This window comes from Herbaspirillum sp. YR522, assembly GCF_000282575.1.
Lineage (GTDB): Bacteria > Pseudomonadota > Gammaproteobacteria > Burkholderiales > Burkholderiaceae_D > Herbaspirillum.
This window is the reverse complement of sequence record NZ_AKJA01000132.1, coordinates 67352-88255: the sequence shown is the minus strand read 5'-3', so window position 1 is coordinate 88255 and position 20904 is coordinate 67352. Positions and strand designations below refer to the sequence as shown.

Genomic DNA, 20904 nt, shown 5'->3' with positions numbered 1-20904 from the left:
GACCGACACCGACTCCTTACCCATGCCCTATATTGCGCCCCGCTGGCTGCCCGGCGGTCATCTGCAGACGATCTACCCGGCGACCTTCATCCGCAAGCCGGAAGTGGCGTTTCGTCGCGAGCGCTGGAGCGCGCCCGACGACGATTTCGTCGACGTCGACTTTGTCGACGGCCTGCCCGGCCGCCCGCTGGTGGTGTTGTTCCATGGCCTGGAAGGCTCTTCAGACAGTCACTACGCGCGCGCCCTGATGGCCGAGATCAAGCGTCGCGGCTGGCATGGCGCGATACCGCACTTTCGTGGTTGCTCGGGCGAGATCAACCTGGCGCCGCGCTTCTATCACTCGGGCGACTCGGCCGAGCTCGACTGGATCCTGCGCCGCCTCAAGCAACGCCAGCAGGACCTGGGTGCAACCCACTTCTACGCCACCGGGGTCTCGCTGGGCGGCAACGCCCTGTTGCGCTGGCTGGGCGAATCGCAGCACCAGGCCGAGATCGTCGATGCCGCCTGCGCGGTGTCGGCGCCGCTCGACCTGGCCGGCGGCGGCGCGGCATTGGCCAGCGGTTTCAACCGCCTCTACACCTGGGTGTTCCTGCGCACCATGCGCAGCAAGAGCCTGTTGAAGCTGGCGCAGTTCCCGGGCCTGTTCGATCGCCAGGCGCTCATGGCCGCACGCGACCTGTACGCCTTCGACAACGTGGTCACCGCCCCGCTGCACGGCTATCGCGACACCGATGACTATTGGCATCGCGCCAGTGCGCGTCACGTGCTGCACGACATCACCGTGCCCACCCTGGTGCTCAACGCCCGTAACGATCCTTTCCTGCCGGCGCAGCATCTGCCGCAAACGGCGGCGCCCCAGGTATTGCTCGACTACCCCGAGCATGGCGGGCATGTCGGCTTCGCCAACGGCGCCGCCCCGGGCCGGCTCGACTGGCTGCCGCAACGACTGCTGGACTTCCTGGAAGGCAAGGCCGGCGCACCGGTCGCGGCGGCGCCGGCATCGATCGGTATCGGCCGGGAGGCCCACCATGGATGAGGTCGTGCGCCAGGCCATGGCCAAGTGGCCCAATGTGCCCCACTGCTTCGGCTGGCTGCGCCTCGACGCCCGCGGCGCCTGGCGCATGCGCGACGAACGCGCCCAGCAACTGGCGTTGCCCGGCGAGCGCATTGTCCATCCCGCGTTGCTGGAATTCATCAACCGCAACTACGGCCACGACGAACAGGGCCGCTGGTATTTCCAGAATGGGCCGCAGCGGGTTTTCGTGGACCTGGAACTGACGCCCTTCATCATCCATACCCAGGCCACGCCAACGTCGGGCGAACCGGTGCTGGTCCTGCATACGGGTGAGCCGGTGCCGCAGTGGGACAGCGCCGCCATGGACGAGAATGGCCGGCTCTACCTGCGCCAGGGACCGCGGACCGGTGCTCTCGACGATCGCGACATGGTGCGGTTGCTGCCGGCGCTGAAGGTGGCCGGGCGGCGCGACGACGACGCGCTGCTGCAATGGATCGAAGGCGATCACGGACAGGAAGTGAGGCTGGAGCTGGCAGGCGCATCGCTGGCCGTCGAGGCCACCGATTCGCGCCAGCTGGCGCAGCATTTCGGCTTTGTCGCCCTGCCCCGCTAGCTGCGCTCCTTCAGCTCCCTGGACTCATCCTTCCAACGCTCCTTCCATTCGCGTTCGCGCGCGTCGATCATCGCCTGGTCGTAGAAGGTGGCGTCGGGCGCCCGGCGCGCGATATTGAGTTGCTCCAGCGCCGACAACAAGCCGCCGTTGAGCGCATACGATTCGGCCAGCGCCATGTGCTGCAGTGCCTGCTTGCCCTGCGCCGCGTAGACCTTGGCCAGCCGCTGCTGGATCTGGGGGTCGGAGCGATAAAGCTGGGCCTGGTCGCGCAGGTAGGCCGTGGCTTCGTCGTAGCGCCTCAAGGCCAGCAGGGCGTCGGCGTACTGGCGCGCCGCCACGCGCGAGATCGGAAACTGCTTGCGCATCGCATCGGCCAGTTGCAGGGCCTGCTCCCCCTGCTTGCGCGCGACCTTGATATCGATTTCCAGGCTCAGGAACATCATGCCCGGCTTCATCGGCTGGGCCGCGTCCATGGCTTGCTGGAGCATATCCTCGGCCTGCTCCAGCTTGTTCTGGCGGTAATACACGTAGGCCAGCCCGTAGCGGGCCGCCACCACCTGCTGCTTGCTGTTTTGCCGGGCCTGGCCGGCGAAACGCTCGGCCTGGTCGCGCAGGCCCTGGCTGGAGTCGTTCTGCAGCACCTGGGTGCGCGCGCGCACCAGTTGGAAATCGGGGCTGTCGAGCCGCTGGCGATAGCGCTGGTCACGGATGCGGGCCTCGATGTCGGCGATCCGTTCGGTCGTCAGCGGGTGCGTCAGCAGGTAGGGCGGGACGACATCGGTGAAATTGCGCGAGGCGGCCTGCAGGCGGCCGAAGAAGGTGACCATGCCGGTCGGATCGAAACCGCCATCGCGCATGATCTGCAGGCCCACACGGTCGGCCTCGCGCTCGGCGTCGCGGCTGAAGTTGAGTTGGCGCTGCACGGCCAGCCCGGTGCCCCCCATCATGGTGGCCATGGCGGCGTCGCCGCCAGCCTTCGAAACCCCTGCCAGCGCGCCCAGCACGATGGCCGCCAGCTGGATCATCGAGTTCTGCTTCTGCTGGCCCAGCATGCGTGCGATGTGGCGCTGCGCCACGTGGCCGATTTCGTGCGACAGCACCCCGGCCAGTTCGGACTCGGATTGCGCCGCCACCACCAGGCCGCTGTTGACACCGATGAACCCGCCCGGCAGCGCGAAGGCGTTGAGGGTCGGGTCACGCACCATGAAGAAGTTGAAGTCGAAGCCGGCCTCGCCCCGCACCTCGGGGTGCAGCGAGACCAGGTTCAAGCCGAAGTTGTTGAGGTATTCCGAGACCGGGCCATCGTCGACGAAGTCACGGTCACCACGGATATCGCGCATGATCTGCTCGCCCAGCTTGCGCTCGGTCAGCGGCGACAGCGCTTCGCGTTCGGTGTCGCCCAGCGTCGGCAGGTTCTGCGCCACGCCGGCGACGGGGGCCATCGTCAACGGCACGCTGGCCAGCAGCAGCATGACGGCCGTGACGGTGCGCGCCAGGCCGTTGCGGGCACGGCGCTGCTGGGAACGATGACGAACGGCTGGGTGGTCGGATCGGGCCATGGGCGATATCTGGACAAGGAATACCAGTCGGGTCGAGGCACGGTGCCCCGGAGACAGGCTGCTATGATACCCGCTCTGATCCAACGTTCCTCATCTCCCGACCTCATGAGCACAAGCAGCAAACCCTCGGCCGACAACGACGGCCTGACCCATTTCGACAGCAGCGGCCAGGCGCACATGGTCGACGTGGGCGCCAAGCCCGAAACGCGCCGCGTGGCCGTGGCCAGCGGCGTGATCCGCATGCAGCCGGCGACGCTGGCCATCATCGACAACGGCACCGCCAGCAAGGGCGACGTGCTGGGCATCGCCCGCATCGCCGCCATCATGGCCGCCAAGCGCACCAGCGACCTGATTCCGCTGTGCCATCCGCTGGCGCTGACGCATGTATCGGTCGAATTCGACACGCGCGGCAGCGACGCCGCGGTGCTGTGCACGGCCAGGGTAGAGACCACCGGCCAGACCGGGGTCGAGATGGAAGCGCTGACGGCGGTACAGATCGGCCTGCTGACCGTCTACGACATGTGCAAGGCGGTCGACAAGACGATGGTGATGAGCGATATCTGCGTTACCGAGAAACGTGGCGGCAAGAGCGATATCACGATGGCGCGGCCCTGATTTCTGCTTGTGTCTTTCGTTCGGACCGAGCTGCTTATCGAGGCGGGCCTGAGGCTGCCATCGGCAGGCCTTCGATACGATCCTGCGGATCTACTCAGGACGAACGGGTTTTGGGTGGATCAAAAAATACCGAGCGGTCGTGCCCCTGATTTCCTTTTTCTACCCCCGTTCGGACTGAGTAGCTGCTCCGCAGCGTATCGAAGGCGCACATGAGGTTGCCATCGGAGTGCCGGATCGCGTCGATACGATCCCGGCGGATCTACCAGGACAAACGGGTTTCCGATCAACGAAAAAAATGCCGCTCAGAGCTGGCCGAGCGGCATCAGGTCTGGTGCCCTTGCTACAGGGCAGCCCCGGTCAACCTCGGCAATTGGCCGGCGCCACGGCTGGTGGCAGGGTCCCTGCGACGAAGCCGGTATTGGCGTCTGCCGGCGCTGTCACGCCACGGGCAGCACATAACCACTGGATCGCGCTGCCCGTGACGATCGGGGTGAGCGTCAAGGTCCCGCCTCCGCCCACCCGTTCGGCGAAGGTGATCGTGATCACCCCACCCTGATTTCGCGCAGCCATCCCCGTGGCGACAATGTCCGTCACATCCGCGGTCGCCACGAAAGCGGGCAGGCCTAGCTGGGCCACGGTAAATATCCCGCCCCTGGCAGTGATCTGCTCGGCCACGGCCAACTTGTAGGGCTGCGCCAGATTGAGTCCTTCGGTGACGCGGGCGCGGGCGATATATCCCTGGAACTGGCTGGCGCCGATGGTGGCGAGAATACCGATGATGGCCAGCACCACCATCAGTTCGAGCAGGGTAAAGCCTTGTTGGCCAATGGTTTGCTGCTTGTTGTGCACGACCGGTTTCATTGAATCCCCGAAAAAAGAAAAAGACACTGCCAGTATCGGCAGTGCCGCCGCTGCGTCCAGCGAATTACTTCCAAGCTGTCACGCTATCAGCAGCGGACAATGCACGCACTGAGCTGGGTCAAGGCCGTGCCGCGCGTTGCCGCCGCCGCTTCAGGGTCAGCCCGGTGAGCACCACGCCGATGGCCCCGACCAATCCCGGCAAGCTTACGTGCAACTGCGCGCCCGGGACGATGAACTCGCCGTCGGCGACGAACTGCTGCAGGTGTTCGCGCAGGCCGGCGTCGCTGAAGATCATGCCGCCGGCGATGTAGCCCAGCAGTGCGGCGCCGAGCGTGATGATAACCGGGAATTTCTCCATCAGCTTCAATACCAGGGTACTGCCCCAGACGATGATGGGAATACTCACCACGATGCCGAACACCACCAGCAGCATCTGGTGCTCGCCGGCCTGCTCGGCGGCGCTGGCAATGGCAATGACGTTGTCCACGCTCATCACCAGGTCGGCCAGCACCACGGTCTTGACGGCGCTCCACAGGCGGTCGCTGCCGGCGATCTCGCCGTGGTCTTCGTCTTCGTTCAAGAGCTTGATGCCGATCCACAGCAACAGCAGGCCGCCGATCAACTTCAGGAAAGGCAATTCGAGCAGGGTCACGGCAAAGGCGATCAGGGCAATGCGAATGGCGATGGCGCCGACGGTGCCCCAGACGATTCCCTTCATGCGCAGATTGGCGGGCAGGTTGCGACAGGCCAGCGCGATCACGATGGCATTGTCGCCGCCGAGCAGGATGTCGATGAGGATGATCTGGGCCACGGCCAGCCAGTTCAGGTTTGCCAAAAATTCCATGCTCGTCCTTGTTATCCATGAAAAAACATGGGGAGCCGCGGCTCCCCATGCAGGTCTTGCAAACCCGGGCCGGCGCGCCAGGCGCCGGGTCGGCAGATATTACAGCATTGCCTTGAGCAGACGCGCCATTTCGGACGGGTTGCGGGTGGCCTTGATACCGCACTCTTCCATGATCGCCAGCTTGGCTTCGGCAGTGTCGGCACCGCCCGAGATCAGCGCGCCGGCGTGGCCCATGCGCTTGCCCGGAGGCGCGGTCACGCCAGCGATGAAACCAACCACGGGCTTCTTCATGTTGTCGCGGACCCAGTACGAGGCATTGGCTTCGTCAGGACCACCGATTTCACCGATCATGATCACGGCGTCGGTGTCAGGATCGTCGTTGAATGCCTTCATGATATCGATGTGCTTGAGACCATTGATCGGGTCACCGCCGATACCGACCGCCGACGACTGGCCCAGGCCCAGTGCGGTCAGCTGACCCACCGCTTCGTAGGTCAGGGTACCCGAACGCGACACCACGCCGATACGGCCCTTCTTGTGGATGTGACCTGGCATGATGCCGATCTTGATTTCGTCCGGTGTGATCAGACCAGGGCAGTTCGGGCCCAGCAGCAGGGTCTTGGAACCGGCCTTGGCCATGCGGTCCTTCAGGGCCAGCATGTCGCGCACCGGAATGCCTTCGGTGATGCAGATGGCCAGGTCCAGCTCAGCCTCGACGGCTTCCCAGATGGCGGCGGCGGCGCCGGCCGGCGGCACGTAGATCACCGACACGGTCGCGCCGGTCGCCTTCTTGGCTTCGGTGACGTTGGCATAGATGGGGATGCCTTCGAAATCTTCACCGGCCTTCTTCGGGTTCACGCCTGCGACAAAGGCATTCTTGCCATTGGCGTATTCGCGGCACAAGCGGGTGTGGAACTGGCCGGTCTTGCCAGTGATGCCTTGCGTGATGACCTTGGTGTCTTTGTTGATGAGGATCGACATTTCTCTTCCTTGTCTGTGATGCCTGCACCGCATGCGGCCCGGATGCGTCTTGTCGCATCGGGCGCGGCCGCAGCGGCGCAGACTTGCATGTATGAGTTCTTACTTGCCCGCGGCGGCAGCCACGACCGACTTCGCCGCATCTTCCATCGAATCGGCCGAGATGATCGGCAGACCGGATTCGGCCAGCATCTTCTTGCCCAGGTCTTCGTTGGTGCCCTTCATGCGAACCACCAGCGGCACGTTCAGCGACACGGCCTTGGAAGCGGTGATCACGCCTTCGGCGATCACGTCACAGCGCATGATGCCGCCGAAGATGTTGACCAGGATGGCCTTCAGTCCGGGATTCTTGAGCATGATCTTGAAGGCTTCGGTGACCTTCTCGGCAGTGGCGCCACCGCCCACGTCCAGGAAGTTGGCCGGCTCGCCGCCGAACAGCTTGATGGTGTCCATGGTGGCCATGGCCAGGCCGGCACCGTTGACCAGGCAGCCGATGTTGCCGTCCAGCGAGATGTAGGCCAGGTCGAACTTGGAGGCCTCGACTTCGGCTGGGTCTTCTTCGTCCAGGTCGCGGTAGGCGACGATTTCCGGATGACGGAACAGGGCGTTGGAGTCGAAGTTGAACTTGGCGTCCAGGGCGATGACCTTGCCGTCGCCGGTCAGGATCAGCGGGTTGATTTCGGCCAGCGATGCATCGGTTTCCCAGTAAGCCTTGTACAGGCCCTGCAGTTGCTTGCGGGCGTCGGCGATCGATGCGGCAGGCACGCCGATCTTGGTTGCCACTGCGTCGGCGTCGGCGTCGGTCAGGCCGGTGGCCGGATCGATGATGACGTTATGGATCAGTTCCGGATGGCTTTCGGCCACTTCCTCGATGTCCATGCCGCCTTCGCTCGATGCCATCAGCACCACGCGCTGGCTGACGCGGTCGGTGACCAGCGACACGTACAGTTCTTTCTTGATGTCGGCGCCTTCTTCGATCAGCAGGCGGCGAACCTTCTGGCCTTCAGGACCGGTCTGGTGCGTGACCAGTTGCATGCCCATGATTTGCTTGGCGTATTCCTGGACCTGTTCCAGCGACTTGGCCACCTTCACGCCACCACCCTTGCCACGGCCACCGGCGTGGATCTGGGCCTTCACGACCCATACCGGGCCGCCCAGCGACTTGGCAGCCGCTTCGACTTCGTCGAGGGACGTGACAGGAATGCCGCGCGGAACGGTTACGCCGAACTGGCGCAGGATTTCTTTACCCTGATACTCATGGATTTTCATGGGAGCTTCCCTTTAGACACTAAATGAATAAGACTTGCCGGATTGAAAATGTCGTCGGCGCGATGCCAGCTGACGAGAAAGCAGACCGCAACCCGCAGGCGGGCGTGGCATCCGTGGCGGGATGAGAACTGGCGCAGGCGTGAGCTGCACAGGTTGCGAATGAATTCGTAGAATTGGGCATGTTCATGCCGTCTGCATGAGTTGGTCTGATATCCGGGATCGCAATGACGCCAGGCGTCCAGCAATCCGCATTATCTGTCTTCGCCGCCGTCGTCAGCCCTGCATCGACTTGCCGTTTTAACCAACCGGCAATGGGCGATATCTCCTCAGACTCCCGCGCCGCAGCAAAAAACCTTCGGATTTTAGCACAGGCCGGCATGGCTGGGCGTAGGTAGCGCTATCACAAAGCAATATGGCGCGGTGCCGCTGATCACCTAAGCCCGCTCGCTTGCGCGCTGGAACCGGAAGTCCCGATATCCGGCGTCGCCCTGGCGCCAAGACCGGCAGACCGCGCAATGCTACTGGTCGTCTTGATCCTGCCAGGCCAGTTTGAGTGCGGCCTTGATGCTGTCATGCGAGAACCCGCGCTGCATCAGGAAGCGCTGCTGCCGGGCCCGGGTCTCGGCGTCGGGCGCGGGCTCGGCGTATTTACGGCGTAGCACCTCGGCCGCGCGAGCGGCCTCACCTTGCTTGAGGTCTTGTCGCAGCTCGGCAAGTGCTTCGCCTTCGATACCGTGGCTATGCAGTTCGGAAAAGATACGATTGTTGCCGTAGCGGCCGGCGCGACGATGCACCAGCGACTCGGAAAATCGCTCCTGCGAGAGGAATCGGGATTGTTCAAGCCAGTCGAGCAGTGCTTCGATGTCATCGCCATCTTGCGCGTAAGGGGCAAGCTTACGCGCAAGTTCCAGGCGACTATGCTCACGTGAAGAGAGGTACTTGAGTGCCCGTGCTTTCAGGCTGATCGGCGGTCTAGGCATTGACGTTCGATAGCCCGGGCAATAATGCAGATGAATACTGATGAAAATGTGTCGGATGGATCTTGCAGATCGCACCGCGGAACCCTGCCCGAAGTAACCATACAGGCGAGCCCGACAGGCAATCGAGGGAAAAACAGGCGGCAAACCCGCCCGTTCCTAGGGCTGAGCAACAACCAAGCTATTAATAAGCAATACTACTTGTGGGACATGCCCGATGCATCCCCCAGGGCATGTCCCGCCTGGTCTGGCAGGAAGATCAGGAAGCCTGGGCTTCGGCCTTGCCATCGGTCGCCGGCTTGGCAGCGGGCTTACCCGACGCCGGCTTGCCAGCCTCCGGCGTGCCGGCAGCAGGCGAGAGCTCACGCACACCCAGCGCCACACGCACCTTGTTCTCGATCTCGCGCGCCAGTTCCGGATGTTCCTTCAGGTAATTACGGGCGTTGTCCTTGCCCTGGCCGATGCGGTCGCCGCCGTAGCTGTACCAGGCGCCAGACTTCTCGACGACCTTGTGCTCGGAGCCCAGGTCGAGGATTTCGCCTTCGCGGGAGGTGCCTTCGCCATACAGGATGTCGAAGTGCGCTTCGCGGAACGGCGGCGCCACCTTGTTCTTGACCACCTTGACCCGTGTTTCGCTACCGATGACTTCGTCGCCGGACTTGATCGAGCCGGTGCGGCGGATATCCAGCCGCACCGAGGCGTAGAACTTGAGCGCGTTACCGCCTGTGGTGGTTTCGGGATTACCGAACATCACACCGATCTTCATGCGGATCTGGTTGATGAAGATCACGGTAGTGTTGGTGCGGTTGATGCTGCCAGTCAGCTTGCGCAGCGCCTGCGACATCAGGCGGGCTTGCAGGCCGGGCAGCGAATCGCCCATGTCGCCTTCGATTTCCGCCTTGGGCGTCAGCGCTGCCACCGAGTCGACCACGATCAGGTCGACCGCGCCGGAACGCACCAGTGCGTCGGTGATTTCGAGCGCCTGCTCACCGGTATCGGGCTGGGAGATCAGCAGATCGTTCAGATTGACGCCCAGCTTCTGGGCATAGGTCACGTCCAATGCGTGTTCGGCGTCGATAAAGGCGCAGGTGCCGCCGATTTTTTGCATCTCGGCAATGGCCTGCAAGGTCAGCGTGGTCTTGCCCGACGATTCGGGGCCATAGATCTCGATCACGCGACCGCGTGGCAGGCCACCGACGCCCAGCGCGATATCGAGACCCAGCGAGCCGGTCGAGACGACCTGCACTTCTTCCGCGACGGCGCCGTCTTCCATGCGCATCACGGAACCCTTGCCAAACTGCTTTTCGATTTGCGCCAACGCGGCGGCCAGCGCCTTGCCCTTTTCAGAGTTGTTCGCAGCTTTCTTGTCTTCCATAAATCTCTCTCGGCAAAAAGGTCGTGATGAAGGTACGTGGACGGCAAGCATACAATGCTGGCAGTTCGATATCGGAACCCGGAAATCGAGGCGTCACGCCAATGAACGACACTGTATAAAAAAACAGTGTCCGGCGCAAGCACTTTGTCACGTAATTTGTCGGCACAGTGGCGCGGCACTGGCGCGGCCGGATGGGAAGGCTTATAAAGACGGCATCATTTGCATTCGGAAATGGCGCTATTTACGCCGACCGGGCTGCACGAGGCGCGAAAAACCGGCACACTTCGGCCGTGCCTCGAATTGACTGAAGATTAACCCCCTATATTTGCTACCGGGATGGTCGGTTCTGGGATACATTCCGATGCAGCAATATATAACGAGATTTAAAGACGGTTGTCATGAGTTTAGTCCCCTTTAGCCACATCAGCGCGCTGCGCTGCCTGATCATCGACGACATGCCGACGATGCGCCAGAACATGCGCATGCACCTTGGCCAGCTCGGTGTGACCAAGGTGGACCAGGCCGCCACCCCAGACGAAGCGATCCGTTTCGTCCAGGCGGGGATGTACGACCTGATCATCTGCGACTACAACCTCAACAAGGAAAGCAACGGCCAGCAACTGCTGGAGTTCTTCCGCACCCAGAACATGCTCTCGCCGACCTCCATGTTCATCATGGTGACCGCCGAGAGCGGCTACAACCTGGTCGCCAGCGCGGCCGAGTTCCAGCCCGATGCCTACATGCTCAAGCCACTCACGGCCAGCCGCATCGCCGAACGGGTCGACCGGCTGCTCGAGAAGCAGCATGCCATGCGCCCGGTGACCGAGAAGATGAAGCGCAAGGACCTGGCCGGCGCCGTGATCGAATGCGACAACGTGCTCAAGACGGCACCCAAGTGGATCGTCGAGATCATGAAGACCAAGGGCGCCCTGCTGATCGAGCTGCGCCGCATCGATGAGGCGCGCGAGGTCTACGCGCAGGCGCTGGCCATGCGTGACGACCTGGTCTGGGCCAAGATCGGCCTGGCCCGCTGCAATATCGTGGCCGGCCAGATGGATGATGCCCGCGTGATCGTGGAGGACGTGCTGGCCGCCAACAAGCAGTTCATCGCCGCCTACGACCTGCTGGCGCAGATCGACGAGGCGCAGGGCAACCAGGAAGGCGCGTTGGCGGCGCTGACCAAGTCGTCCGAGATCATTCCGTCGGCGCGACGCAGCCGGCTGGTGGGCGAAGTCGCCTACCGCAGCGGCCACCTGGATCAGGCGCGCGAAGCCTATGACAACGTGCTCAAGCACACCAAGGGATCGCTCACGGCGCAGCCCGGCGACCTGCTCTCGCTGGCCCAGGTACACGTCGACAGCGGCGACGCCGACGCCGCCCTGCGCCTGCTCGAGAGCGCGCCGCGTCGCTATGACGAGTCGAAGTTGTTCACCTCGGCCCAGGCCGCGGTCCAGGCCCAGGCCTACGTGCAACTGGGCGACACCATCTCGGCCCAGCAAGCCTTCGAGACCGCCAAGCAAGCCGCCGGCGGCGAGGTTTCCGACTTTGCCACGCTGGCCCTGGCCAAGGCTGCCTTCTCGATGGGCAATGACGAGGAAGGCGCGCGCCTGATCGCCGACGCCGTCAAGTCCGACCACGAGAACAAGAACCTGCAGACGCTGGCGCGCAAGGTGCTGGCCGACACCGGCAAGCAAGCGCTGGCCGATGAACTCATCGACGGCGCCGTCAAGCATTGCATGAGCGTCATCGCCGAGGCCAATGCGCTCATGCGCAGCGCCAAGCCCGACGAGTCGCTGGCCAAGCTGCAGGAGGCGCTCAGCAGCATGCCCGAGAACACCGGCGTGCTGCTGGCGGCGGCGCAGCTGCATCTGCTGTGGATGAGCCAGCGCGGCTGGAACGACGAATACGTCAAGCGCGTGCGCCGCTACCTGGCCACCCTGGACCGCCTGATTCCAGGCAACGAACGCGTAGCCAAGATGCACAAGTTCTTGCGCGACACCTTGAGCAAAGTAGCCCCGAAGAGCTGAGCATGGATCCCAAACTTGCCGCGATCATCATTCACGACATCAAGAACTCGCTGGGCAACCTCGAGGGCGAGCTGCGCCGCCTCACCGATGATGTGCCGCGGGCGCAGCAGGCGCATGTGACGTGCCTGGCGCTGCAGGAAAAGCTGATTGCCTTCCTGACCCTGTACAAGGCGGATTCGCAGGGCCTGCGGGCGCAGGTCGAGGCACTGTCGCCGCTGGATTTCCTCCAATCCCTGCTGCGCGAGCACCAGGCCAATCGCAATGGCCATGGGGCGCAGATCGTGATCGACCCGGCCAACATGCCAATGGTCGGTTTCTTCGATGAACACCTGGTGGCCCTGGCGCTGGAAGCGGCCTTGCAGAACGCCAGCCGTTTCGCCCGCACCCGCATTGAACTGGGTTGCCAGAAGAATCCGGCGGGCGGCTTGATCTTCACCGTGCACGACGATGGTCCGGGTGTGGGCGCGCAAGAAAAAAAACCGTCGACCGGCCTCGGCATGGACCTGTGCAATGCCATCGCCACCGCCCACAACAAGGAAAGCCAGCAAGGCGAGGCGCGCCTGTCGAACCATCCCGATGGCGGTGCGCTGTTCCAACTCTGCCTGCCCTGATCGGCCTGCGGGTGCGGCGGGCCTGCACCGCGGACATGCATCGAACGCATAAACAAACTTGGAAATAGTCGTTCTGCCGTCCGTCATTCGTGCTTAGAGTGCTTGTCTGCCACGCAGCCTCGCCCTCTCACGACAAGAACGGATAGCCATGGAACGCAGACACTTTCTTCGCCTGGGCGGCAGCGCCCTCGGTTTGGCCGCGCTGGGCACGACCCCGCGCATCGGCCTGGCGGCCACGCCGCCGCGCACCATTCGCCTCGACTATGCCTATTACTCGCCGCCAAGCCTGGTGCTGCGCAAGTTCGGCTGGCTCGAGGAAGAACTCAAGGCGCAAGGCACCGAGCTCAGGTGGGTGCTGAGCCAAGGCAGCAATCGGGCCCTGGAATACCTCAACAGCGACAGCATCGACTTCGGCAGCACCGCTGGGTTGGCGGCGCTGCTGGCGCGCGCCAACGGCAACCCGATCAAGGCCGTCTATGTCTATTCGCGCCCCGAATGGACCGCGTTGGCCGTGGCCAGGGATTCGCCCATCAGGTCGGTGCGCGAGCTCAAGGGCAAGAAGGTGGCGGCGACCAAGGGGACCGATCCATACCTGTTCCTGCTACGCGCATTGCACGAGAACGGCTTGACCAGGAACGACGTCGAGATCGTTCACCTGCAGCACCCCGACGGCCGCGCCGCGCTCGAGCAACGCCGGGTCGACGCCTGGGCCGGGCTCGACCCGCACCTGGCGGCCAGCGAGCTGGAAGCAGGCTCGCGCCTGATCTACCGCAATGTCAACTTCAACACCTACGGCTTCCTCAACGTGAGCGACACGTTCGCCGTGCGCCATCCGGACCAGGTCAAGCGCGTGATCGCGGCATACGAACGGGCGCGCACATGGATCGTCGCCCATCCCGAAGAGACCGTGGCACTGCTTTCTGAAGAATCCAGGCTGTCGCCGCAAGTGGCACGCCTGCAACTCAAGCGCAACGATTTTTCGCATCCGCAGATCGGCCAGGAGCATGTCGACGCACTGCGTGCGGCCGCACCGATCCTGCTTGAGGAAGACCTGGTCAAGAGTGGCACCGACCTGCCCCGCACCATAGGCGCACTGATCGATCCGGCCTTCGGCCAGGGCGTGATCCGTGCCTGACACCGTGAGCGGACAAGCCGTCACGCCTGCTCCACCGCTGCCGCGATACACGCGCGCACGAGTGGCGCGTGGCTGGCCGCGCAACGGCGGCTACCGTCCGAATCGCCTGACCGGCTGGTGGCTGCCACTAAGCTTCTTTGCACTGGCGGAGCTGGGCGCCAGGCTGGAGATCATCCCGGCGCGGCTGTTTCCGCCGCCCAGCGAACTGGCACAGACACTGTGGAACCTGGCCCGCCGCGGCGAGCTGGCGCCCCACGTCGCGGCCAGCCTGGCGCGGGTGCTGGCCGGATTCGCCGCCGGCAGCGCACTGGCGGTGCTGCTGGGTTTCCTGGTGGGCCTGAGCCGTCGCGCCGAAGCGGTGCTGGAACCGACCCTGCAAGCGCTGCGCGCCATTCCCAGCCTGGCCTGGATCCCGTTGCTGCTGCTCTGGTTGGGTATCGACGAGACGCCCAAGGTGGTCCTGATTGCCATCGGCGCCTTCTTTCCGGTTTACCTGAACCTGGTGGCGGGCCTGCACGACATCGACCACAAACTGGTCGAGCTGGGAACCAGCTGCGGCCTGTCGAGCACCAGGTTGATCCGGCATGTGCTGCTGCCTGGCTGCCTGCCGTACCTGTTCGCCGGGCTGCGTGGCGGCTTGTCGCTGGCCTGGATGTTCCTGGTGGCAGCCGAGCTGATTGCCGCCACGCGCGGTGTCGGCTACCTGCTCTCGGATGGCCGCGAGAGCAGCCGCCCCGACCTGGTCCTGGCCGCCATCCTGGTGCTGGCGATACTGGGCAAGCTTTCCGACAGCCTGCTGCGCGCCCTGGAAAAAGCCTGCCTGCGCTGGCGCGATGCACACCGACAGCAACCACGACAATGACCGCTTATCTGATGAAACCCTCCCTCTCGCCCCTCGCCAAACGCCGTCGCCTGCTGCAGGCGGCCGCACTGGCCGCCGCCCTGCCCGTACTCGCCCAAGCCCAATCGGGTGCGCGCGCGGTACGCATCGGTTACCAGAAGTCGTCCACCCTGCTGACCATCATCAAGGCCCGCGGCACATTGGAAAAACTGCTCGGCCCGGGCGCAACCAAGGTCAGCTGGCATGAATTCTCGAGCGGACTACCGTTGCTGGAGGCGCTCAACGTGGGTGGGGTCGACATCAGCGCCGACGTGGCCGATACGGTGCCGGTATTCGCCCAGGCCGCTGGCGCCCGGCTGACCTATCTGGCGCAGGAGTCGCCGTCTCCTTCGGCACAGGCCATCGTGGTACGCGCCGATTCGCCGGTGCGCACGGTGCGCGACCTGAAACGGCGCAAGATCGCGGTCACCAAGGCCGCTGGCGTACATTACCTGCTGATTGCCACGCTGGAACAGGCCGGGCTGACATTCTCGGACATCGATCCGGCCTACCTGTCGCCGGCCGACGCCCGTGCCGCCTTCGAACGTGGCAGCGTCGATGCCTGGGTAACCTGGGATCCGTTCCTGGCCGGCGTGCAACGGCAATCGCAAGTGCGCATCCTGTCGGATGGGCGCGGCGTGGCCGATTACCAGCGTTATTACCTGGCCTCGACCAGCTTCGCCGATGCCCATCCTGGGCTGCTGCGGGTGGTATTCGACCAGTTGCAGGCCACCGGCCAATGGGTCAAGCACAATGCCAGGGAAGCCGCGACCTTCCTGTCGCCGTTGTGGGGACTGGACGCCGACACCATCGAACTGGCCAACGGGCGGCGCAGCTACGAAGTGCGTGCAGTGCGCAAGGAAGCGCTGGGAGAACAGCAAAGGATCGCCGACGCCTTCTTCAATGCCGGGCTGCTGCCCAGGAAGGTCGATACGGCCGACGTCGCCATCTGGCAACCGGGAAAATAGGAATGGATAATCTGGACAAGCTCACGCTGGTGTTGCTGGTGTGCCTGGTGGTCGTGGCGCTGATTTTCCCGCTGTCTGCGGGTCGCCATCGCGACCGTCCGGAGCGGCCTCACGACCGCTCCCGCTAGCCGGCTTTGCCTCAGGCCAGCACGGCATTGACCGAGATGTCGGCCTTGAGCACCTTGGACACCGGGCAGCCGTTTTTGGCCGCTGCCACGGCTTCATTGAATTTCTGCTCGTCCTTGTCGTCCAGCTCGACCTTTACCGTCAACTCGACCTTCGTGATGCTGAACCCTGGATCGCTGGGCTCCAAGGTGACGGTCGCCTCGGTATCGATGCGCTTGGGTCCCAGCCCGGCCTTGTCAAGGCGTGCCGACAGATCCATCGAAAAACATCCGGCGTGAGCGGCTGCGATCAACTCCTCGGGGTTGGTGCCAACACCGCTCTCGAACCGGGTCGCGAACGAATACTGGGTCGCGGACAGCGTCTTGCTGTCGGTGGTCAGCGTGCCCTTGCCTTCTTTCAGGTTACCGTTCCAAACGGCCGATGCCTTGCGCTTCATGATGGCTCCTTCACTATGGTTGGTCTGACGAAATGGCGACGTGCTACGACGCATTGCAGACATCGATCATGCGTGAGCTGGACAGCGGCGGCGATAGGACAAGCACGCAGCGATGCGTAGGAAGAAGGGAACGAGCCCGGCGCAATGTCGATGCGCATTCGGCGCCCGGCCTGGAGGAGTACAGGAGGAGTACAGGAGGAGTACGTGGTGGATCGGTGCAAGGCGTGGAATAGGCATAAAAAAACCGCCGGCATAAGCCGGCGGTAAAACGGACTGGCGACGCTCATCCACTAACCGTCGCCTTCCGCGCCAAACATTGACGGACTACAAAACCTGAAAGCTCGTGCCTTACGCCTGCACCGGATCCAGTTGCTGGATACCTGCCAGCACCCAGCCGCCCTGGCCGACTGCCGGCTTGGACATGTTCCAGATCTCGGCGAACTGCGCCGGCGAGCTGGTGGCGTCTTCCTTGATGAAGCCGAAGAACTTCACACTTGCCACATAATCGTTACCGACGGTCTCCACGCCCAGCACCTGGGCATCGAGCGAGACCACATCGGTATGGTTGGCCGAGGCACCGCGTTCCTGCAGTTGCAGGCGCAGTTCGGCGAACATCTCGGGAGTGGTGAATTCGCGGATATCGTTGATGTCGGCCTTGTCCCACGCCGCTTGCAGACGGATGAAGTAGGTCTTGGCGTTACGCACGAAGCCGTTGGTGTCGAAATCAGCCGGGATGCCATAGGCAGGTGCCGCCTCGACATTGCCGAAGCCGCCACCGAAACCTGCACCTTGCGGGCCGGTTGCAGGTTGCGATGCTTCCAGCATCGAGCCGATCCGGGGCGTGGCGTTGACGTCAGACGGCGCATTGCCGTTGGCACCGGCCCATGCCGCACGCGGCTGCGAGGCTTCCGACTTGCGACGGAACATGCGATAGATGAACATGGCCGCCATCGCGATCAGCGCGACGGTGAGGATGGTGCTGATCATGCTGGCCAGGGCGCCGCCCATGCCGAGGCTCGACAGCAGTGCGCCCAGGCCGAGGCCCAGAAGCGCCCCGCCCAGCAGGCCCTTCCACATGCTCGGTTTGGCGGCAGCCGCTGCAGGGGCAGCCGCTGCTGCACCCGGCTTGGCCGCGGCGGCCTGGTTCTGCTGCATGGGAGCGGGGCTCTGGGCCTGACGGCTGGCCGACGACGATTGCTTGCCGATCGACCCGCCGCCGCCCAGGCGCTTGGCTTCGACTGCGGTCATGCCTACCGACAGTGTCATGACCGCCACTATCAGTGCGACAAATGCTTTTTTCATTACTATCTCCTGGATGGAATCTGATGTGATGCGGTCACATCGGCCGTGATATTGCTGAATAGATGATTCGAGAATAGGCATCGCCATGTCGTTGAAGACGGCGACACACGTCACTTGCGATCAGGACTGCCGACGCGCGACACGAAGCTTCGAAATATTGGAGCGATTCAGCGGGCGCAGCGAGGCAGTCGCGCAAGCGACAGTCGATCAGGCCCGGGGCGGACGACCTGCGAGAGGCAGGAAAGGAGGCTGGCTGGCGTCGTCACTGCGAAGCGCCGGCGCTAACTGGGAAGTTTGCGGCAAGGATGCCAACGTCTGGGTCAGGACCGGCTCGTCGCCGATACCTGCATGCGTGGAGAAATCTTCGCCGCTGTCGGCGTAACCGGTGCCGTCATCGCCGACCGAGCCCTTGTCGCCGAGGGCGACTTGCTGCTCGTAATCGACCGCTGCCTGATCGGCAGTGGTCGCAACCTGCTTGGAATCGAGATACTTGACGGCAACGCTGAGCTCGGCTGGCGCCGAGAAATCGGTGGAGGCAACCGAGCTGGCGTACGTCAGCACCGCTGCAAATACTTGCACCGGTAACAGACAGATCAGCAACAGAACCCACAAACGTTTCATCAGATTTTCCAGCGGAGAATGCGAGAAATTATAACAACAAAAAAAAGCCCACAACCGAAAACGCGTCAACTACAACACTAAATGACATTTCGACATCGGCGCCATGCTTGAAGAGAATATGCGCGCAATATCGCACACTTCAATACCGCATTCGCACAATGGTCGACACTGTTACACTTTTTTCGGTAAGGTTGTCGCAATCGACACCCCTGTCGCCTGCGTCGCTGCAGTATCGCGCAAATGACGCGCTTGTGCTTCCATCCATCGCCGCCCTCATTTGCAATGACTAATGAATTAGTGGAATATGCGTAAAAATACCACAATAATTCTAACTCACGAGACAAATCGGCCGGGGCGACCCGCTGATCACACCCATGCGCATCTTGCTTGCAGAAGACGATAGCGTGCTGGCGGATGGACTGACCCGCTCGCTGCGGCATTCCGGCTACGCCGCCGATTGTGTCAAGAACGGCATCGAAGCCGATTCGGCGCTGTCGACCCAGGATTTCGATCTGCTCATCCTGGACCTCGGCCTGCCGCGCATGTCGGGCCTGGAAGTGCTGCGCCGCCTGCGTTCGCGCAATTCGCGCCTGCCGGTGCTGATCCTGACGGCGGCCGACTCGGTCGAACAGCGGGTGCAGGGACTCGATCTCGGCGCCGATGACTACATGGCCAAGCCGTTCGCGCTGTCCGAGCTCGAAGCGCGGGTGCGCGCCCTGACCCGGCGCGGCGCCGGCGGCGGTCCGACCGTGATCCGCCATGGTCCGCTGTCGTATGACCAGGTCGGGCGGATCGCCTACATCGGTCAACAGATGCTGGAGTTGTCGGCGCGGGAGCTGGGCCTGCTGGAGGTATTATTGCAACGCACCGGGCGCCTGGTCTCCAAGGAGCAACTGGTCGATCACCTGTGCGAATGGGGAGAGGAAGTGAGCAACAATGCCATCGAAGTCTATGTCCATCGCCTGCGCAAGAAGATCGAAGTCGGTGGCGTGCGCATTGCCACCGTACGCGGACTGGGCTATTGCCTCGAGAAGCTGCCCGAAAACAGCGCCACTGCGATCGCCCCGATCACGCCGGCCGCCAGCGACGCGTGAAACGATGACACCGCACGCGGGGCATGCCCATGCCGCGTGAGAGCGTCGACCACCCTGCCCCCGAAGGCGCTGCGCCGCAGCCCGCGCCGCGCAAGAAACGCCGCACCGCCATCGCCACCCAGCCGGTGGAGCGCATCCAGCGTTCTCTGTTCGGCGAGATCCTCGACTGGATGCTGGCGCCGCTGCTGCTGCTATGGCCCATGAGTATCGCCATCACCTACCTGATTGCGCAATCGATTGCCAATCAACCCTTCGATCGTGCGCTCGAAGACAGTGTCACGGTGCTGGCCCAGCAGGTGTCGGAAGTCGACGGGCGCATCGTGGCGCGCCTGCCGGTGCCGGCGCGCGACCTGCTGCGGGCCGATGATATCGACAACATCTATTACAAGATCAGCGGCCCCAACGGCGAATATATCGAAGGCGATGTCGAGATGTCGCAGCCGCCGGCCGACGACGACCGCAACGCCGTCGGCACGGTCCAGTTTCGCAGCGACATCCTGCACGGCAGCGATGTGCGCATCGCCTACATGCAGGTCGACGTGCGGCGCAGTACCGCCCAGCGCAACGCTTCGCCCCGGCCGCGCCTGGCCACGGTCCAGGTGGGCGAGACGCTGGAAAAACGCGCCCAATTGGCCAATGAAATCATCAAGGGCGTGATCCTGCCGCAGTTCGTGATCCTGCCGGTGGCACTGGCACTGGTCTGGTTTGCCCTCTCGCGCGGCCTGTCGCCGTTGTCCGAACTGCAGGAGCGCATCCGTGACCGCCGCCCGGACGATCTCAGTCCCATCGATTCGGGCCAGGTGCCCGAAGAAATCTCGCCCCTGGTGCGTTCGCTCAACGACATGCTGGCACGCCTGTCGCAAACCATCGCCATCCAGAAACGCTTCATCGCCGATGCCGCCCACCAGATGAAGACGCCGCTGGCCGGCATGCGCATGCAGTCCGAACTGGCACTGCGCCAGGACGACCAGCTCGACATCCGGCGCTCGCTGGAACAACTGGCCAAGAGCTCCGAGAGCGCCACCCGCCTGGTCAACCAGCTGCTGTCACTGGCCCGCGCCGAGAACCAGCAATCGCAGGCCGGCGGCATGGTGTCGCTGGAGTTGAGCGAACTGGCGCGCACCGTGGTGCAGGATTGGGTGCCGACCTCATTCACCCGGCGCATCGACCTGGGCTTCGAACAACCGGACCACCCCATCATCATCGTGGCCAATGCGCTGATGCTGCGCGAACTGATCTCCAACCTGCTCGACAACGCCCTGCATTACACCCCGCACGATGGCAACGGCAGGGTCACCGTGCGCGCCCGGGTCGACGAGGGCGGCGGCCTGGCGATCCTGGAGGTCGAAGACAATGGCCCCGGCATTGCCGCCGCCGAGCGCCAGCATGTATTCGAGCGCTTCTACCGGGTGCTGGGCACGCCCACCAGCGGCAGTGGCCTGGGGCTGGCGATCGTGCGCGAGATCGCGCAACAGCATCAGGCCACGGTGGAGATATCGAACAACCCGCGCAGCACCGACCCGCGCAATCCCGGCAGCCTGTTCCGGGTCGGCTTCCAGCTCACGCCCCGCCCCCATTCGATCGACGACATCGGCTGA

Annotated in this window: 21 protein-coding genes; 11 read left to right on the top strand and 10 right to left on the bottom strand. The window is 63.6% G+C overall.

What is annotated here, in order from left to right:
• Positions 1-22 precede the first annotated feature (22 nt).
• Positions 23-1036, top strand: coding sequence for a YheT family hydrolase (locus PMI40_RS18595; RefSeq protein WP_008118525.1), 1014 nt, complete (start codon positions 23-25; stop codon positions 1034-1036).
• Entirely contained in the window at positions 1029-1628 is a 600-nt protein-coding gene (locus PMI40_RS18590) for a DUF2946 family protein (RefSeq protein ID WP_008118523.1), read from the top strand. The genes PMI40_RS18595 and PMI40_RS18590 overlap by 8 nt, the downstream gene beginning before the upstream one ends.
• Here PMI40_RS18590 and PMI40_RS18585 read toward each other — a convergent pair.
• A complete protein-coding gene (locus PMI40_RS18585; protein ID WP_008118520.1) occupies positions 1625-3187 on the bottom strand; it encodes a M48 family metalloprotease in 1563 nt (520 codons plus the stop codon). The genes PMI40_RS18590 and PMI40_RS18585 overlap by 4 nt on opposite strands.
• A gap of 105 nt (positions 3188-3292) precedes the next feature.
• Between PMI40_RS18585 and moaC the strand changes: the two genes are divergently transcribed.
• The gene (moaC, locus tag PMI40_RS18580; RefSeq protein ID WP_040502395.1) at positions 3293-3802 is read left to right on the top strand and encodes a cyclic pyranopterin monophosphate synthase MoaC; all 510 of its coding nucleotides are present in this window, start codon (positions 3293-3295) and stop codon (positions 3800-3802) included.
• 357 nt (positions 3803-4159) lie between these two features.
• On the opposite strand, the gene PMI40_RS18575 is transcribed toward moaC, so the two are convergent.
• From PMI40_RS18575 to recA, 6 genes are all read right to left on the bottom strand, one after another.
• Complete coding sequence (locus PMI40_RS18575) at positions 4160-4663, bottom strand: pilin (RefSeq protein ID WP_008118516.1); 504 nt, start codon at positions 4661-4663, stop codon at positions 4160-4162.
• Between the two features lie 118 nt (positions 4664-4781).
• Positions 4782-5507 carry a TerC family protein gene (locus PMI40_RS18570; protein ID WP_008118515.1) on the bottom strand — a complete coding sequence of 242 codons (726 nt, stop codon included), beginning with the start codon at positions 5505-5507 and terminating at the stop codon, positions 4782-4784.
• 99 nt (positions 5508-5606) lie between these two features.
• Positions 5607-6488, bottom strand: a complete 882-nt coding sequence (gene sucD, locus PMI40_RS18565; RefSeq protein ID WP_008118512.1) for a succinate--CoA ligase subunit alpha — start codon at positions 6486-6488, stop codon at positions 5607-5609.
• Between the two features lie 99 nt (positions 6489-6587).
• Positions 6588-7754: an ADP-forming succinate--CoA ligase subunit beta gene (gene sucC, locus PMI40_RS18560; RefSeq protein ID WP_008118510.1), complete on the bottom strand. Its 1167-nt coding sequence runs from the start codon at positions 7752-7754 to the stop codon at positions 6588-6590.
• 518 nt (positions 7755-8272) lie between these two features.
• Positions 8273-8734 carry a recombination regulator RecX gene (gene recX, locus PMI40_RS18555; protein WP_008118508.1) on the bottom strand — a complete coding sequence of 154 codons (462 nt, stop codon included), beginning with the start codon at positions 8732-8734 and terminating at the stop codon, positions 8273-8275.
• 256 nt (positions 8735-8990) lie between these two features.
• Positions 8991-10106 carry a recombinase RecA gene (gene recA / locus PMI40_RS18550; protein ID WP_008118506.1) on the bottom strand — a complete coding sequence of 372 codons (1116 nt, stop codon included), beginning with the start codon at positions 10104-10106 and terminating at the stop codon, positions 8991-8993.
• A gap of 398 nt (positions 10107-10504) precedes the next feature.
• On the opposite strand from recA, the gene PMI40_RS18545 reads away from it, so the two are divergent.
• The 6 genes from PMI40_RS18545 (at position 10505) to PMI40_RS24550 (ending at position 15855) form a co-directional block, all read left to right on the top strand.
• Positions 10505-12133, top strand: a complete 1629-nt coding sequence (locus PMI40_RS18545) for a tetratricopeptide repeat-containing response regulator (protein ID WP_008118505.1) — start codon at positions 10505-10507, stop codon at positions 12131-12133.
• Between the two features lie 2 nt (positions 12134-12135).
• Positions 12136-12744 (top strand): sensor histidine kinase KdpD, encoded by a 609-nt coding sequence (locus tag PMI40_RS18540; RefSeq protein ID WP_008118504.1) that lies wholly within the window; start codon positions 12136-12138, stop codon positions 12742-12744.
• Positions 12745-12892: 148 nt separating this feature from the next.
• Positions 12893-13879: an aliphatic sulfonate ABC transporter substrate-binding protein gene (locus PMI40_RS18535; protein ID WP_008118503.1), complete on the top strand. Its 987-nt coding sequence runs from the start codon at positions 12893-12895 to the stop codon at positions 13877-13879.
• Complete coding sequence (locus PMI40_RS18530) at positions 13872-14741, top strand: ABC transporter permease (RefSeq protein ID WP_008118502.1); 870 nt, start codon at positions 13872-13874, stop codon at positions 14739-14741. The genes PMI40_RS18535 and PMI40_RS18530 overlap by 8 nt, the downstream gene beginning before the upstream one ends.
• The gene (locus tag PMI40_RS18525) at positions 14738-15727 is read left to right on the top strand and encodes an aliphatic sulfonate ABC transporter substrate-binding protein (protein ID WP_008118501.1); all 990 of its coding nucleotides are present in this window, start codon (positions 14738-14740) and stop codon (positions 15725-15727) included. The genes PMI40_RS18530 and PMI40_RS18525 overlap by 4 nt, the downstream gene beginning before the upstream one ends.
• 2 nt (positions 15728-15729) lie before the next feature.
• Positions 15730-15855, top strand: coding sequence for a hypothetical protein (locus tag PMI40_RS24550; protein WP_008118500.1), 126 nt, complete (start codon positions 15730-15732; stop codon positions 15853-15855).
• 11 nt (positions 15856-15866) lie between these two features.
• On the opposite strand, the gene PMI40_RS18520 is transcribed toward PMI40_RS24550, so the two are convergent.
• From PMI40_RS18520 to PMI40_RS18510, 3 genes are all read right to left on the bottom strand, one after another.
• Positions 15867-16289 carry an OsmC family protein gene (locus PMI40_RS18520; RefSeq protein ID WP_008118499.1) on the bottom strand — a complete coding sequence of 141 codons (423 nt, stop codon included), beginning with the start codon at positions 16287-16289 and terminating at the stop codon, positions 15867-15869.
• A 348-nt stretch (positions 16290-16637) separates the two neighbouring features.
• The gene (locus tag PMI40_RS18515; protein WP_008118498.1) at positions 16638-17591 is read right to left on the bottom strand and encodes a Tim44 domain-containing protein; all 954 of its coding nucleotides are present in this window, start codon (positions 17589-17591) and stop codon (positions 16638-16640) included.
• A 207-nt stretch (positions 17592-17798) separates the two neighbouring features.
• On the bottom strand, positions 17799-18212 hold the full coding sequence (locus PMI40_RS18510) for a hypothetical protein (protein ID WP_008118495.1): 414 nt from the start codon (positions 18210-18212) through the stop codon (positions 17799-17801).
• A 374-nt stretch (positions 18213-18586) separates the two neighbouring features.
• Between PMI40_RS18510 and PMI40_RS18505 the strand changes: the two genes are divergently transcribed.
• Entirely contained in the window at positions 18587-19306 is a 720-nt protein-coding gene (locus PMI40_RS18505; RefSeq protein WP_008118493.1) for a response regulator transcription factor, read from the top strand.
• 29 nt (positions 19307-19335) lie between these two features.
• Positions 19336-20904 (top strand): sensor histidine kinase, encoded by a 1569-nt coding sequence (locus PMI40_RS18500; RefSeq protein ID WP_008118492.1) that lies wholly within the window; start codon positions 19336-19338, stop codon positions 20902-20904.